The organism is Acidovorax sp. AC410 (assembly GCF_979253235.1).
The window spans coordinates 2466463-2481055 of record NZ_CEEDCG010000001.1 but is presented as its reverse complement, the minus strand read 5'-3'; the positions used below and the strand labels follow the sequence as shown (position 1 = coordinate 2481055).

The following is a 14593-nucleotide window of genomic DNA, read 5'->3' as shown; positions in this document are numbered from 1 at the left end:
CGAGAGCAATGATTTTTCGAAGGAGGCACAACGCGCAACGCGCGTTGTCAGCGGAGCCGAAGGCGCCGCGTGGCACCGCAGGTGCGCCCCCGGGCAAAAGATCATCGATCGCGTTTAACCCATAACAAGAACCAGCAGGAGACTCCCATGTTTTACCGCGAAAACGGCCAATTCAAGACCAGCTACCGCTCGGACCAGCAGATCTTCCCGATCGCGCAGGACCGCATCGCCATCGGCCTCATCCTGGCCGTGGCCTTCATCGCCGTGCCCATGCTGGCCAGCGACTACATCTTCCGCGCCATCCTGATCCCCTTCGTCATCATGGCGCTGGCGGCCCTGGGGGTGAACATCCTTGTGGGCTACTGCGGGCAGATCTCGCTGGGCTCGGGCGCCTTCATGGCTGTGGGGGCCTACGGCGCCTACAACTTCTTCGTGCGCATTCCGGGCATGCCGCTGATCCCGGCGCTGATCCTTGGCGGCCTGTGCGCCACCTTCTTCGGCATCCTGTTCGGGCTGCCTAGCCTGCGCGTCAAGGGCCTTTACCTGGCCGTGGCGACGCTGGCCGCGCAGTTCTTCAGCGACTGGATGTTCCTGCGCATCAAGTGGTTCACCAACAACTCCGACTCTGGCTCCGTCTCGGTGAACAGCCTGCAGGTCTTCGGCCTGCCCATCGAGAGCGCCACCAGCAAGTACATCTTCTGCCTGGCGGTTTTGGTGGTGGTGGCCCTCCTGGCCAAGAACCTGGTGCGCGGCGCCATCGGCCGTGAGTGGATGGCCATCCGCGACATGGACGTGGCGGCCGCCGTGATCGGCATCCGCCCCATGTACGCCAAGCTCAGCGCCTTCGCCGTGAGCTCCTTCATCATCGGCATGGCCGGCTCGCTCTGGGCCTTCGTGCACCTGGGCGCCTGGGAGCCGGCGGCCTTCTCGGTGGAGATTTCGTTTCGCCTGCTGTTCATGGTGATCATCGGCGGCCTGGGATCCATCATGGGCGGCTTCTTCGGCGCGGCCTTCATCGTGGTCCTGCCCATCGTGCTCAACCAGTTCCTGCCGGCCTTCATGGGCATCTTCGGCATCACCATCTCCACGGCCGGCGTGTCGCATGCCGAGCTGATGATCTTCGGCGCGCTCATCGTCTGGTTCCTGATCGTCGAGCCCCACGGCCTGGCCAAGCTGTGGTCCACGGGCAAGCAGAAGCTGCGCCTGTGGCCCTTCCCGCACTGAGCGCACACCCCGCCATGCAGCCCCAAGGAAAGTCCCTACTCGCAATTCCCGATGTGGCGCGCCCGCTGGCCGCGTCCACTCGGTAGCTCACCCCGACTGTTTTCCCCCGTGCTTCAACACATTCATTCAAAGGAGACATCCATGAAGCTTTCGAAACTCGTGATCGCCGCTGCGGTGGTTGCTGCAGGTGCTTCGTCCATCGCGACGAGCGCCTTCGCGCAAGCCAAGGAGCAGTTCTTCCCGCTGCTGTCCTACCGCACCGGACCCTACGCGCCCAACGGCGTGCCATGGGCCAACGGCAAGCAGGACTACATCAAGATGATCAACGCCCGTGACGGCGGCATCAACGGTGTGAAGCTGACCTTTGAAGAATGCGAAACCGGCTACGCCACCGACCGTGGCGTGGAATGCTATGAGCGCCTGAAGGGCAAGCCCGGCGTGGCGCTGTTCGACCCGCAGGCCACGGGCATCACCTTTGCGCTGACCGAGAAGGCGCCTGTCGACAAGATCCCGCTGATGACGCTGGGCTACGGCCTGTCGGTGGCGCAGGACGGCCAGGCTTTCAAGTGGAACTTCCCCTTCATGGGCAGCTACTGGACCGGTGCCGACATCCTGATCCAGCACATCGGCAAGAGCGCGGGCGGACTGGACAAGCTCAAGGGCAAGAAGATCGCCCTGGTCTACCACGACAGTCCGTTCGGCAAGGAACCCATCCCGCTGCTGCAGGAGCGCGCCAAGATGCATGGCTTCGAGCTGCAGATGCTGCCCGTGACTGCGCCCGGCGTGGAGCAGAAAGCCACCTGGCTGCAGGTGCGCCAGAGCCGCCCCGACTACGTGCTGCTGTGGGGCTGGGGCGTGATGAACTCCACTGCCTTGAAGGAAGCCCAGGCCACGGGCTTCCCGCGCGACAAGCTCTACGGTGTGTGGTGGGCCGGTGCCGAGCCTGACGTGCGCGACGTGGGCGAAGGCGCCAAGGGCTATCACGCACTGGCGCTGAACGGCTACGGCACGCAGAGCAAGGTCATCCAGGACATCCTCAAGCACGTGCACGACAAGAGCCAGGGCACGGGCCCCAAGGACGAAGTGGGCTCGGTGCTGTACACGCGCGGCGTGATCATCCAGATGCTGGCCGTGGAATCGGTGCGCCGCGCGCAGGAGCGTTTCGGCAAGGGCAAGGTCATGACCGGCGAGCAGGTGCGCTGGGGCATGGAAAACCTCGCACTGGACCAGAAGAAGCTCGACGCCATGGGCTTTGGTGGCGTGATGCGCCCCCTGTCCACCAGTTGCGCCGACCACATGGGCTCCACCTGGGCCCGCGTGCACTCGTGGGACGGCAGCAAGTGGAACTTCTCGTCCGACTGGTACCAGGCCGATGACCAGATCATCAAGCCCATGGTCAAGGCTGGTGCAGACAAGTACCTTGCCGATAAAAAGATGACCCGCCGCGACGCCGCCGACTGTCAGTCCTGATGTGAATGGCACGCAGGGCCACAGCGCCCTGCCGCCATCACCACGGTGCGGCTCCATACAGAGCCGCCAGCCGACAGGCTTGCAGCGCACGCAATGCGTGCGCCACCAGGCCTGCCGATTGGTCAACCGGTAACGACACATGGAACAAGCTACAAACATCGTTCTCAACGTCAATGGCATCGAAGTCATCTACAACCACGTGATCCTGGTGCTCAAGGGTGTCTCGCTGCAGGTGCGCGAGGGCAGCATCGTCGCCATCCTGGGGGGCAACGGGGCGGGCAAGACGACCACCCTGCGCGCCGTCTCCAACCTGCTGCAGGGCGAGCGCGGCGCGGTCACCAAGGGGAGCATCGAGCTGCGCGGCGAGCGCATCGAGAACCTCTCGCCCGCCGACCTCGTCAAGCGCGGCGTGGTGCAGGTGATGGAGGGCCGCCACTGCTTCGCCCACCTGACCATCGAGGAGAACCTGATGACGGGCTCCTACACCCGCACCAGCAAGGCCGAGATCGCAGCCAACCTGGAGAAGGTCTACAACTACTTCCCGCGCCTCAAGACCCGGCGCACCTCCCAGGCGGCCTACACCTCGGGTGGCGAGCAGCAGATGTGCGCCATCGGCCGCGCGCTGATGGCCAACCCCAGCATGGTGCTGCTCGACGAGCCCTCCATGGGCCTGGCGCCGCAGATCGTCGAAGAGGTGTTCAACATCGTCAAGGATCTGAACACCAAGGAAAAGGTCACCTTCCTGCTGGCCGAGCAGAACACCAACATGGCGCTCAAGTACGCCGACTACGGCTACATCATGGAAAGCGGCCGCGTGGTGATGGACGGCGCGGCCAGCGACCTGGCCAGCAACGAAGACGTCAAGGAGTTCTACCTGGGCGTGGGCGGCGGTGAGCGCAAGAGCTTCAAGGACGTCAAGAGCTACAAGCGCCGCAAGCGCTGGCTGGCCTGAAGAACATGGCCCCCACGCTCCCTCACTCTGTGTGGTCGCTGCCCCCCGAGGGGGCGCAGCCCCGCTTGGGGCGGCCCGGCGCTGCGGCTGTAAGCCCCACGCTCCCTCACTTCGTGTGGTCGCTGCCTCCCGAGGGGGCCCCGACCGCCTTGGGGCGGCCCGGCGGCGGTCGGAGCGCCCGCTGCACACGCACTGCCTGAAACCCCATTCACAGGAACCGCCATGAATTCGTTCTACGACGCATTGGAAACCCGCGACCCCAAGGCGCGCGAAGCCGCCTTGCTCGCCGCCTTGCCCGGTCAGGTGGCCCACGCCCAGACAGCATCGCCCGCCTTTGCCGGCATCCTGGCAGGCGTTGATGCCGCGGCGATCACCAGCCGCGCAGCCCTCGCGCAGTTGCCCGTGACACGCAAGCACGAGCTGCTCGAGCGCCAGCAGGCCGGCCGTGCCAGCAACGTCTTCGGCGGCTTCAGCGCCCTCGGCTTCGGTGCCGCCATGCCGCGCGTATTTGCCAGCCCCGGCACCATCTACGAACCCGAAGGCACGCGCCGCGACTACTGGCGCATGGCGCGCGCCATGTACGGCGCGGGCTTTCGCCCGGGCGAATTGATCCACAACAGCTTCAGCTACCACTTCGTGCCCGCCGGCTCGATGATGGAGACGGGTGCCCACGCCCTGGGCTGCACCGTGTTTGCCGGCGGCACCGGCCAGACCGAGCAGCAGGTCCAGGCCATGGCCGAGCTCAAGCCTGCAGGCTACATCGGCACGCCCAGTTTCCTCAAGCTCATCGTCGAGCGGGCGGCCGAGATGGGTGTGGCCCTGCCCACGGTGACCAAGGCCCTGGTCTCTGGCGAGGCCTTTCCGCCCTCGTTGCGCGACTGGTTCACCGAGCGCGGCATTGCCGGCTACCAGTGCTATGCCACGGCCGACCTGGGGCTGATCGCCTACGAGACCAGCGCGCGCGAGGGCCTGGTGCTCGACGAAGGCGTGATCGTGGAGATCGTGCGCCCGGGCACCGGCGACCCCGTGCCCGAGGGCGAGGTCGGCGAGCTGGTGGTGACCACCCTGAACCCCGACTACCCGCTGGTGCGCTTTGGCACCGGCGACCTCTCGGCCGTGCTGCCCGGCACCTGCCCCACGGGCCGCACCAACGGCCGCATCAAGGGCTGGATGGGCCGGGCCGACCAGACCACCAAGGTGCGCGGGATGTTCGTACACCCTGGCCAGGTGGCCACCATTGCACGGCGCTTTCCACAGGTGCTGCGCGCACGCCTGGTGGTCAGCGGCGAGATGGCCAACGACCAGATGCTGCTGCAGGTGGAGACCGCCGAGACTGCCGAAGGCCTGGCACGCCAGCTGGGTGATGCCATCCGCGAAGTGACCAAGCTGCGCGGCGAGGTGCAGATGGTGCCGCCGGGCACCCTGCCCAACGATGGCCGCGTGATCGAGGACGCGCGCAGCTATCGGTGAACACGTGGATTCGCGCGAATCCATTGGCCTCACGAGGGATTAATGGAGCAGCGCCATATTCCCTATATATAGGCATATTCTGCGCATATGGAGCCGGCCTGTTACCCCCATTTAGCCGAACACCTCCAAAATCCTTGGCCAAGGTCAAACCAAGGGAAAACTCTGCCCCGCTTCAACGCCAGTGTTTACCCTTAATTCGCTACGTTATCAGTAGCATTAAACCCTTCCACACTGCGCCATTGAAGCCTATTTTGCTTAAAGTCACTACCCCCCGCATGGTACGTAATTCCCGCAATACTGGCGAAAGGGTCGCTGGATATCATGGCCCGTCTTTTACAGAGGAGCACTCATGAAAAAACTGATCCAACTCGCCCTTGTCGCCGCAGCGGCGGCAGCCGCATTCGGCGCCACCGCACAGGAATATCCATCCAAGGACAAGACGGTCACCATCGTGGTGCCTTTCGCTGCCGGCGGCCCGACCGACCGCGTGGCGCGTGACCTGGCCGAAGCCCTGCGCAAGCCGCTGGGCGCCAACGTGGTGGTGGACAACACCGCCGGTGCCGGCAGCTCCATCGGTGCCGCCCGCGTCGCCCGCGCCGCGCCCGACGGCTACACCCTGCTGCTCAACCACATCGGCATGTCCACCATGCCTGCGCTGTACCGCAAGCTGGCCTTCAGTGTGCCCAACGACTTCGAGTACCTGGGCATGGTCAACGACGTGCCCATGACGCTGATCGCGCGCCCCACCATGGCCGCCAACAACTACAAGGAGCTGTCGGCCTGGCTCGCCCAGAACAAGGGCAAGATCAACCTGGGCAACGCCGGGCTGGGTTCTGCTTCGCACCTGTGCGGCCTGATGTTCCAGAGCGCCGTGCAGATCGACATGACCCCCGTTCCCTACAAGGGCACGGCGCCTGCCATCACCGACCTGATCGGCGGCCAGATCGACCTGCTGTGCGACCAGACCACCAACACCTCGGGCCAGATCGAGGCCAAGAAGGTCAAGGCCTACGCCGTGACGACCCAGAAGCGCCTGACCACGCCTTTGCTCAAGGACCTGCCCACGCTGGCCGAGTCGGGCCTGAAGAACTTCGAAGTCACCATCTGGCATGGCCTGTACGGCCCCAAGGGCACGCCTCCTGACATCGCCAAGAAGATCAACGATGCGCTCAAGGTGGCCCTGAAGGACCCCGACTTCATCAAGAAGCAGGAAGGCCTGGGCGCCGTGGTCGTGACCGACAAGCGCATCGAACCCGCCGAACACAAGAAGTTCGTGGTGTCCGAAATCGACAAGTGGACTGCGGTGATCAAGGCTGCGGGCACCTACGCCGACTGATCACGCCCTGCCGACGCAAGCGCGTACACACACCACTGCAAAGCCACCACGCCCCCTGGCCTGGTGGCTTTTTTGCGCTTGCGCGATCGGTTCGCCAACTGCCCGGTGTCGCATGGGAGCACCGGCCTTCGGGTAATCCATCTGCCCCCGATGCGGGCACGCGCGTAGAACCGGGGCATATCACCCGAAACGACAGACAAGGACGCACTCCATGGCCCAGCAAGCCCCTCGCCCCCTGCCACGCAACACCGCCATTGCCACCAAGGTCCAGGCCCGCAACCGCCGCAAGGCCATCGCCATGGCCTTTACGCTGAGCGCGCTTGGCGCCCTGGCCGTGGCGACCGCCAGCGCCCTGCTGCTGCCCCGCTCTGCAAACGCCCAGGCCACCCCCGGCGGCTGGCCCAACAAGCCCGTGCGCATCGTGGTGCCCTTTGCGCCCGGCGGCACCACCGACATCCTGGCGCGCGCGCTGACACCCGACCTCAGCCGCGTGTTCGGCCAGCAGTTCGTGGTCGACAACCGGGCCGGCGCCGGCGGCAACGTGGGCGCCGAGATCGTGGCCAAGGCCCCGGCCGACGGCTACACCCTGCTCATGGGCACCGTGGGCACCCATGGCATCAACCGCGCGCTGTACGCCAAGCTGCCCTACGACCCGATCAAGGATTTCGCGCCCATCACCCTGGTCGCCGCCGTGCCCAACGTCATGGTGATGAATGTCGACAAGGCCAAGTCCCTGGGCATCACCAACGTACAGGACTTCATCCGCGTCGCCAAGGCCAGCCCCGGCAAGTTCAACATGGCGTCGAGCGGCAATGGCACCTCCATCCACCTGGCAGGCGAGTTGTTCAAGAGCATGACCGGCACCTTCATGCTGCACCTGCCCTACCGGGGCTCCGGCCCGGCGCTGCTGGACCTGGTGGGCGGCAATGCCGACGTGATGTTCGACAACCTGCCCTCCTCCATGGCCCAGATCAAGGCCGGCAAGCTCACCGCGCTGGCCGTGACGAGCAGCCAGCGCTCCGGCGCCCTGCCCGAAGTGCCCACGGTGGAACAGGCCGGCGGCCCCACGCTCAAAGGCTACGAGGCCAGCTCCTGGTTCGGCCTGCTGGCCCCTGCCGGCACCCCGCCCGAAATCGTGAACCGCATCCAGCAGGAGGTCGCCAAGGCCCTGGCCTCACCCGCGATGAAGGAGCGCCTGATGGCCCAGGGAGCGATCCCCGGCGGCAACACGCCGGCCGATTTTTCCAAGCACATCGACGCCGAGCACAAGAAGTGGGCGCAGGTGGTGAAGGCGTCGGGGGCCAAGGTCGATTGACGCGGCAAGGCGCTGACACATCGAGGAGCAACTGCCGGCAGGCCTGACAGCAACAGACTTTCGAAATGCACAAGGCCCGCGCAAGCGGGCCTTCTTGTCTGTCATGGCACCCGACTGCCGTGGCGGTTCATACCCCCCAGACCACGTCCGCCTGCTGGGCCGCACTCTTGCGCAGCATCTCGATGAACGGTGCTGCGCGCTGGCGCAGTTTCACCGTTTCGGCCCGGTTGCCTTGATCGTCTTCATCCTCGGCCTCCTTGCCCTCCTGTACCGGAGGCTGGGCCTCGCTGGCAGCGACGGCCGCCTCCAGCGCGGAGATGGCGCCGGGGATCTGCGCTGCAGTCACGATGCCGTTGTTTCCCGGGGTCTTGCCGATGATCTCCAGGATCTGGCGGCCCTGGGGTTCGAGCATGATCAGGTCGGCGGCGGCTTTGGACTTGAATTTGTAGAGCATGGTGTGCGGTGGTCTCTCGGGTTGGCTGTGGTGGTCGCAGTTGCCTGGTTGCTGTATGTGGTCTAGTTCTTGTAGATGTAGTCCCGCGTGAACGGGTAGTCCGATTGTGCGCCGGGCATGGTGCCCGTTGCCATATCCCCATCGGGCCGTATGGCCAGCATCTGGTGCAGGGCCATCCAGCCGCGCTCGAATCCCAGGGCGCTTCCGGCCAGGTACAGGCGGTAGGCACGCAGGACTTTATCGCCCCGCCCGACGCCACCCTGTGCGGCCAGTACCTCGCGCGCCGCAGGCAGTTGCGCTTCCAGCCTGTCGGACCATGCCCACAGGGTGCGCGCGTAGTGCGGGCGCAGGTTCTCGGTGTCCACCATTTCCAGGCCCGCGCGGGCCATGTCCGCCAGCACCACGCTCACGTGCAGCAGTTCGCCACCGGGGAAGATGTACTCCTCGATGAAATCGCCCATGCCGGCGCCCAGCTGGGTGGCGTCTACCGCGCCAGCGGTGATGCCATGGTTGAGCAGCAGGCCGCCTGGGCGCAGCAGACGGTGGGCGGTGGCGAAATAGTGGCCCATCTGCGCGCGGCCCACATGCTCGAACATGCCGATGGAGGCGATCTTGTCGAAGGTTTCACCGGGCCGCAGTTCGCGGTAGTCGCGCAGTTCCACCCGCACGCGTCCCTGCAGGCCACGCGCCTCGATCAGGCGCTGCACATGCGCATGCTGGTGGCGCGAGAGGGTGATGCCCGTGGCGTCCACCCCATAGTGCTCGGCCGCCCACAAGAGCAGCCCGCCCCAGCCGGCACCGATGTCCAGGAAGCGCTCGCCGGGCGCCAGGCGCAGCTTGCGGCAGATGTGGTCGAGCTTGGCTTCCTGGGCAGCGCCCAGGTCCATGCCCGAGTCACGGTAGTAGGCGCAGGAGTACACGCGCCGCGCGTCCAGCCACAGGGCATAGAAATCGTCGGACAGGTCGTAGTGGAACTGCACATGCCGGGCGTCATGCCCCAGGGTGTGCGCGGCCATGGAGCGGGCGCGCGCCAGGGCGCGGTGCCACCAGCGGTGGTGCTGCTCGCGCGCGGGGTCGCGGGTGAGCAGGCCGGCGGCGGCGGCCATCAGATCACGCATGCCCCCTTCGAGCGCCACGCGGCCCTCGACGATGGCGGCCCCCACGTTACCGATCTCGCCCGTGGCCAAGGCGACGAGGGCCATGCGGTCGCGAAACCGCAGGGTGACGGCGGGCTTGCTGGCGCCCAGCTGCTGGCCCGCTGGCAGTTGGACCGCCATGGGCACGGGCAGCGCAGCCAGCCGCCTCTCCAGAGCGTGCAGCAGGTGCTTCATGTCGATTATTTTTGGCCTTGTGCTGCAGTGCGTCAACACCCTGCCATGAGCGCACAGACCGCCGGGTGCTTTTTCGGGGATGGCCCCATTGACAGCAATTTGTTTAAGCCTAAACTATTTTCCCATGAACATCCTTTGCATTGGCGGCGGCCCCGCAGGCTTGTATTTCGCCCTGCTCATGAAGCAGCAGAACCCGGCACACCGTGTGACGGTGTTGGAGCGCAACCGCCCGTTCGACACCTTCGGCTGGGGCGTGGTGCTTTCGGACCAGACGCTGGCCAACCTGCAGGCGGCGGATGCCGCCACGGCGCGCCAGATCGGCGATGCGTTCAACCACTGGGACGACATCGAGGTGTTCTTCAAGGGGAAGAGCGTGCGCTCGGGCGGACACGGCTTCTGCGGCATCGGGCGCAAGCGGTTGCTCAACATCCTGCAGGAGCGCTGCATCGCGGTGGGCGTGGACCTGGTGTTCGAAGCCGACGTGCAGGACGACCAGGAAACGGCGGCCAAATACGGCGCCGACCTGGTGATTGCCAGCGACGGCCTCAACAGCCGCATCCGCACCCGCTACGCCGCCACCTACCAGCCCGATATCGACCTGCGCCAGTGCCGTTTCGTGTGGCTGGGCACGCACAAGAAGTTCGATGCTTTTACGTTTGCTTTCGAGCAGACGGAGCACGGCTGGTTCCAGGCCCATGCCTACCAGTTCGACGCCGACACCTCCACCTTCATCGTGGAAACGCCCGAAGCCGTGTGGAAGGCCCATGGCCTGGACCAGATGGAGCAACCCGAGGCGATTGCCTTCTGCGAGCGCCTGTTCGGCAAGTACCTGGATGGCAATGCGCTGATCAGCAACGCCACGCACCTGCGCGGTTCGGCCAACTGGATCCGCTTTCCGCGCGTGATCTGCAACACCTGGGTGCACCGCGAAACCATCGGCGGCAAGCAGGTGCCCATCGTGCTGATGGGCGATGCGGCGCACACGGCGCATTTCTCGATCGGCAGCGGCACCAAGCTGGCGCTCGAAGACGCCATCGACCTGGCCAACGAGTTCGCCACCGGTCTGCCCATCAATGAGGTGTTGCAGCACTACGAAGCGCGCCGCAGTGTGGAGGTGCTCAAGATCCAGAACGCGGCGCGCAACTCCACCGAATGGTTCGAGAACGTGACGCGCTACACCGGCATGGAGGTGGAGCAGTTCGCCTACTCGCTGCTCACGCGCAGCCAGCGCATCAGCCACGAGAACCTGCGCCTGCGCGATGCGCAGTGGCTGGAAGGGTACGAGGGCTGGCTGGCGGGCGGCAAGACCGCCGTGCCGCCCATGCTGACACCGTTCAAATTGCGTGATCTCACGCTCAAGAACCGCATCGTCGTCTCGCCCATGGCCACCTACAGCGCGGTCGATGGCGTGCCGCAGGACTTCTTGCTGGTGCACCTGGGCGCGCGCGCCCTGGGCGGCGCGGCGATGGTGATGGTGGAGATGACCAGCCCCACGCCCGAAGGCCGCATCACCCCCGGCTGCACGGGGTTGTGGAACGATGACCAGCAGGCCGCCTTCGCGCGCATCGTGCAGTTCGTGCATGGCAGCAGCAGCGCCAAAATCGGCATGCAGCTGGGCCACAGCGGCCCCAAGGGATCCACCCGTGTGGGCTGGGAAGGCACCGACGAGCCCCTCGAACAAGGCAACTGGCCTCTGCTGGCCGCCAGCCCCCTGCCCTATGGCGACCTGAACCAGACCCCCACGGCCATGACCCGTGAAGAGATGGATGCGATGACCGCGGCCTTCACCGACAGCGCGCGCCGCGCCGCCGCCTGCGGTTTCGACTGGCTGGAGCTGCACTGCGCCCACGGCTACCTGCTGGCCAGCTTCATCAGCCCCATCACCAACCAGCGCACCGACGACTACGGCGGCAGCCTGGCCAACCGCTGCCGCTACCCGCTGGAGGTGTTCAGCGCGCTGCGCGCCGTGTGGCCCGAGGACAAGCCGATGAGCGTGCGCATCTCCGCCCACGATTGGGCCCCCGGCGGCACCACGCCCGACGATGCGGTGGAGATCGCCCGCCTGTTCAAGGCCGCGGGCTGCGACCTGATCGACGTGTCGTCCGGCCAGACCACGCGCAGCGCCAAGCCCGTCTATGGCCGCATGTATCAGACGCCGTTTGCCGACCGCATCCGCAACGAGGTGGGCATTGCCACCATGGCCGTGGGCGCGATCACCGAGGCCGACCACGCCAACAGCATCATTGCGGCCGGCCGCGCCGACCTGTGTGCTATTGCCCGCCCCCACCTGGCCGACCCGGCCTGGACCCTGCACGCCGCCGCCCAGCTGAGCCCCGTGGCCGCCGCCCATACCGACTGGCCCGTGCAGTACCAGAGCGGCCGCGACCAGATGCTGCGCGAGATCGGCAAGCAAAAGCAGATACAGGCCGCGCTGGAGGCAACGCGCAAGGCCGCCGCCAGCGAAGAAGAGGGCTGATCGCATGGACCTCGAAGCCAGACTGCACGGCACTACGCCGAGCGAACACCCCGAGGCCCTGCGCCTGTGGCTGCGCATGTTGACCTGCACGCAGCTGATCGAAAAGCAGGTGCGCGCCGGCCTGCGCGCCCAGTTCGACACCACGCTGCCCCGGTTCGATCTGATGGCGCAACTCGAACGCGCGCCCGACGGCCTGAAGATGAAGGACCTGTCGCGCCGCATGATGGTCACGAGCGGCAACGTCACCGGCATCACCGACCAGCTCGTGGCCGAGGGCCTGGTCGAGCGCGTGGACGTGGAAGGCGACCGCCGCGCCTACTGCGTGCGCCTGACGCCCCAGGGCCGCCAGCAGTTCAACGACATGGCCCACCAGCACGAGCAGTGGATCGTCGAGGCCTTTGCCGCTTTAGGCGAGCGCGACATCGCCACCTTGCACCGGCTGCTGGGCAAGGTCAAGGAACACACGCAACAACACCCTGTGGAGACTCCAGAATGAAGCACAACATCAGCGCGGGCAACCCCATGCGCGCGCAGTTTGAAGCCAAAGCGCCCTACACCGCCCGGCATTTCGCCTGGAGCTACGCCGACGGCGTGGGTACCGTCACGCTGAACCGCCCCGAGCGCAAGAACCCGCTGACCTTCCAGAGCTATGCGGAGCTGCGCGACTTTTTCTATGCGCTGCGCTTTGCCACCGACGTGAAATGCGTGGTGGTCACCGGTGCGGGCGGCAACTTCTGCTCGGGTGGCGACGTGCACGAGATCATCGGCCCGCTGACCGAGATGACCATGCCCGAACTGCTGGAGTTCACGCGCATGACGGGCGACCTGGTCAAGGCCATGCGCGCCTGCCCGCAACCTATCCTGGGCGCCATCGACGGCATTTGCGCCGGTGCGGGCGCCATGATGGCCCTGGCCTGCGACATGCGCTACGGCACGGCGGCAGCCAAGACGGCCTTCCTCTTCACCCGCGTGGGCCTGGCCGGCGCCGACATGGGTGCCTGCGCGCTGCTGCCGCGGCTGATCGGCCAGGGCCGCGCCTCGGAGCTGCTGTTCACCGGCCGCGCGATGACGGCGCAGGAGGGCCTGGCCTGGGGCTTCTTCAACGACCTGTACGACGCGGCCGACCTGCTGCGAGAGGTGCAGGAGACCGCTCGCTCGCTGGCCAGCGGCCCCACCTTTGCCCATGGCATGACCAAGACCATGCTGGGCCAGGAATGGGCGATGACCATCGACCAGGCCATCGAGGCCGAGGCCCAGGCCCAGGCCATCTGCATGCAGACACAGGACTTCCGCCGCGCCTACGAGGCCTTTGCGGCCAAGCAGAAACCCGTGTTCGAAGGGGACTGAACCATGCATGTAGCCACCCCACCGGCGCCCTGCCCGCCATCGACGGCCCACCTGGCCCTGCCCTTCTTCGACGACGCGCACCGCGAGCTGGCGCGCGGCCTCGTGCCCTGGACTGCTGCCCAGGACGTGGATGAAACCGACGACCGCGCCGCCTGCCGCGACTGGGTGCAGCGCCTGGGCGCGGGCGGCTGGCTGCGCTACTGCGTGCCCGCCGCACACGGAGGCGCCTTGCCCGCGCTGGACTCGCGCGCACTGGTGCTGCTGCGCGAAACCCTGGCCTACCACTCGCCCTTGGCCGACTTCGCGTTTGCCATGCAGGGCCTGGGCAGCGGCGCCATCACGCTGGCCGGCAGCCCCGCGCAGCAGGAGCACTACCTGCAGGGCGCGGCCAGCGGCCAGCTGATCGCAGCGTTTGCGCTGAGCGAGCCCGAAGCCGGGTCGGACGTGGGAGCCATGCGCACCACGGCGTTGCCCGCCGCGGGCGGCGCCTATGCCCTCAACGGCAGCAAGACCTGGATCAGCAACGGCGGCATTGCCGATTTCTACTGTCTGTTTGCCAAGACCGATCCGGCCGGTGGCACGCGCGGCATCAGCGCCTTCATCGTGGACGCCACGGCGAAGGGGCTCGACACGTCCAAGCACATCAACGTGATGGCCCCGCACCCGCTGGCCACGCTGGTCTTCAGCGATTGCCAGGTGCCGGCCACGGCGCTGCTGGGCGAGCTGCACGGCGGCTTCAAGCTGGCCATGCGCACGCTCGATATCTTCCGCGCATCGGTCGCCGCAGCCGCGCTGGGCATGGCCCGCCGCGCGCTGGCCGAGGCCGTGCACCACGCACGCCAGCGCCAGATGTTCGGCCAGACGCTGGCGGACTTCCAGCTCACGCAGGCGCGCATCGGCGAGATGGCCGCGCTGGTGGACAGTGCCGCGCTGCTGACCTACCGCGCCGCCTGGCTGCGCGACGAGGGCGAGAAGCACGGGGGCGCACGCGTGACCGCCGAGGCGGCCATGGCGAAGATGACCGCCACCGAGAACGCCCAGCGCGTGATCGACATGGCGCTGCAGCTGCATGGCGGACGCGGTGTGGAGGTGGGCAGCAAGGTGGAAAGCCTGTACCGCGACATCCGCTCGCTGCGCATCTACGAAGGCGCGACCGAGGTGCAGCAGCTCATCATCGGCAAGGCCGCCCTGCAGGCATCCTGACCCGCAGCCACAAGG

At 66.6% G+C, this 14593-nt stretch carries 12 protein-coding genes; 10 read left to right on the top strand and 2 right to left on the bottom strand.

What is annotated here, in order from left to right; genetic code table 11:
- Positions 1 to 147 precede the first annotated feature (147 nt).
- The 6 genes from AC0IZS_RS11600 to AC0IZS_RS11575 all read left to right on the top strand — a co-directional run bounded on the left by AC0IZS_RS11600 (position 148) and on the right by AC0IZS_RS11575 (position 7767).
- Positions 148 to 1224, top strand: a complete 1077-nt coding sequence (locus AC0IZS_RS11600; protein WP_471635747.1) for a branched-chain amino acid ABC transporter permease — start codon at positions 148 to 150, stop codon at positions 1222 to 1224.
- 141 nt (positions 1225 to 1365) lie between these two features.
- The gene (locus AC0IZS_RS11595) at positions 1366 to 2694 is read left to right on the top strand and encodes an ABC transporter substrate-binding protein (RefSeq protein WP_471635746.1); all 1329 of its coding nucleotides are present in this window, start codon (positions 1366 to 1368) and stop codon (positions 2692 to 2694) included.
- Positions 2695 to 2833: 139 nt separating this feature from the next.
- Positions 2834 to 3646: an ABC transporter ATP-binding protein gene (locus AC0IZS_RS11590; protein WP_057199886.1), complete on the top strand. Its 813-nt coding sequence runs from the start codon at positions 2834 to 2836 to the stop codon at positions 3644 to 3646.
- A 222-nt stretch (positions 3647 to 3868) separates the two neighbouring features.
- Entirely contained in the window at positions 3869 to 5116 is a 1248-nt protein-coding gene (locus tag AC0IZS_RS11585; protein ID WP_471635745.1) for a phenylacetate--CoA ligase family protein, read from the top strand.
- A 349-nt stretch (positions 5117 to 5465) separates the two neighbouring features.
- Positions 5466 to 6452, top strand: a complete 987-nt coding sequence (locus AC0IZS_RS11580) for a tripartite tricarboxylate transporter substrate-binding protein (RefSeq protein ID WP_471635744.1) — start codon at positions 5466 to 5468, stop codon at positions 6450 to 6452.
- 298 nt (positions 6453 to 6750) lie between these two features.
- The gene (locus AC0IZS_RS11575) at positions 6751 to 7767 is read left to right on the top strand and encodes a Bug family tripartite tricarboxylate transporter substrate binding protein (RefSeq protein WP_471639506.1); all 1017 of its coding nucleotides are present in this window, start codon (positions 6751 to 6753) and stop codon (positions 7765 to 7767) included.
- A gap of 127 nt (positions 7768 to 7894) precedes the next feature.
- Here AC0IZS_RS11575 and AC0IZS_RS11570 read toward each other — a convergent pair whose 3' ends face one another.
- Entirely contained in the window at positions 7895 to 8221 is a 327-nt protein-coding gene (locus tag AC0IZS_RS11570; protein WP_471635743.1) for a DUF1840 domain-containing protein, read from the bottom strand.
- Positions 8222 to 8283: 62 nt separating this feature from the next.
- On the bottom strand, positions 8284 to 9552 hold the full coding sequence (locus tag AC0IZS_RS11565) for a class I SAM-dependent methyltransferase (RefSeq protein ID WP_471635742.1): 1269 nt from the start codon (positions 9550 to 9552) through the stop codon (positions 8284 to 8286).
- 124 nt (positions 9553 to 9676) lie between these two features.
- Here AC0IZS_RS11565 and AC0IZS_RS11560 point away from each other — a divergent pair, with 124 nt between their 5' ends.
- Genes AC0IZS_RS11560 through AC0IZS_RS11545 form a run of 4 tightly spaced genes read left to right on the top strand, consistent with a single transcriptional unit; the run spans position 9677 to position 14578 of the window.
- On the top strand, positions 9677 to 12028 hold the full coding sequence (locus AC0IZS_RS11560) for a bifunctional salicylyl-CoA 5-hydroxylase/oxidoreductase (RefSeq protein WP_471635741.1): 2352 nt from the start codon (positions 9677 to 9679) through the stop codon (positions 12026 to 12028).
- A gap of 4 nt (positions 12029 to 12032) precedes the next feature.
- Positions 12033 to 12524 (top strand): MarR family winged helix-turn-helix transcriptional regulator, encoded by a 492-nt coding sequence (locus AC0IZS_RS11555; protein ID WP_471635740.1) that lies wholly within the window; start codon positions 12033 to 12035, stop codon positions 12522 to 12524.
- Positions 12521 to 13375, top strand: a complete 855-nt coding sequence (locus AC0IZS_RS11550) for an enoyl-CoA hydratase family protein (RefSeq protein ID WP_471635739.1) — start codon at positions 12521 to 12523, stop codon at positions 13373 to 13375. Before AC0IZS_RS11555 ends, AC0IZS_RS11550 begins: the two co-directional genes overlap by 4 nt.
- Before the next feature lie 3 nt (positions 13376 to 13378).
- A complete protein-coding gene (locus tag AC0IZS_RS11545; RefSeq protein WP_471635738.1) occupies positions 13379 to 14578 on the top strand; it encodes an acyl-CoA dehydrogenase family protein in 1200 nt (399 codons plus the stop codon).
- Positions 14579 to 14593: the final 15 nt, after the last annotated feature.

What these genes read in the sequence shown, in the direction of transcription:
- AC0IZS_RS11570 (WP_471635743.1), bottom strand. Translation starts at nt 8,221, where the DNA reads ATGCTCTACAAATTCAAGTCCAAAGCCGCCGCCGACCTGATCATGCTC.
- AC0IZS_RS11590 (WP_057199886.1), top strand. Translation starts at nt 2,834, where the DNA reads ATGGAACAAGCTACAAACATCGTTCTCAACGTCAATGGCATCGAAGTC.
- AC0IZS_RS11585 (WP_471635745.1), top strand. Translation starts at nt 3,869, where the DNA reads ATGAATTCGTTCTACGACGCATTGGAAACCCGCGACCCCAAGGCGCGC.
- AC0IZS_RS11555 (WP_471635740.1), top strand. Translation starts at nt 12,033, where the DNA reads ATGGACCTCGAAGCCAGACTGCACGGCACTACGCCGAGCGAACACCCC.
- AC0IZS_RS11600 (WP_471635747.1), top strand. Translation starts at nt 148, where the DNA reads ATGTTTTACCGCGAAAACGGCCAATTCAAGACCAGCTACCGCTCGGAC.
- AC0IZS_RS11545 (WP_471635738.1), top strand. Translation starts at nt 13,379, where the DNA reads ATGCATGTAGCCACCCCACCGGCGCCCTGCCCGCCATCGACGGCCCAC.
- AC0IZS_RS11560 (WP_471635741.1), top strand. Translation starts at nt 9,677, where the DNA reads ATGAACATCCTTTGCATTGGCGGCGGCCCCGCAGGCTTGTATTTCGCC.
- AC0IZS_RS11565 (WP_471635742.1), bottom strand. Translation starts at nt 9,552, where the DNA reads ATGAAGCACCTGCTGCACGCTCTGGAGAGGCGGCTGGCTGCGCTGCCC.
- AC0IZS_RS11550 (WP_471635739.1), top strand. Translation starts at nt 12,521, where the DNA reads ATGAAGCACAACATCAGCGCGGGCAACCCCATGCGCGCGCAGTTTGAA.
- AC0IZS_RS11580 (WP_471635744.1), top strand. Translation starts at nt 5,466, where the DNA reads ATGAAAAAACTGATCCAACTCGCCCTTGTCGCCGCAGCGGCGGCAGCC.
- AC0IZS_RS11575 (WP_471639506.1), top strand. Translation starts at nt 6,751, where the DNA reads ATGGCCTTTACGCTGAGCGCGCTTGGCGCCCTGGCCGTGGCGACCGCC.
- AC0IZS_RS11595 (WP_471635746.1), top strand. Translation starts at nt 1,366, where the DNA reads ATGAAGCTTTCGAAACTCGTGATCGCCGCTGCGGTGGTTGCTGCAGGT.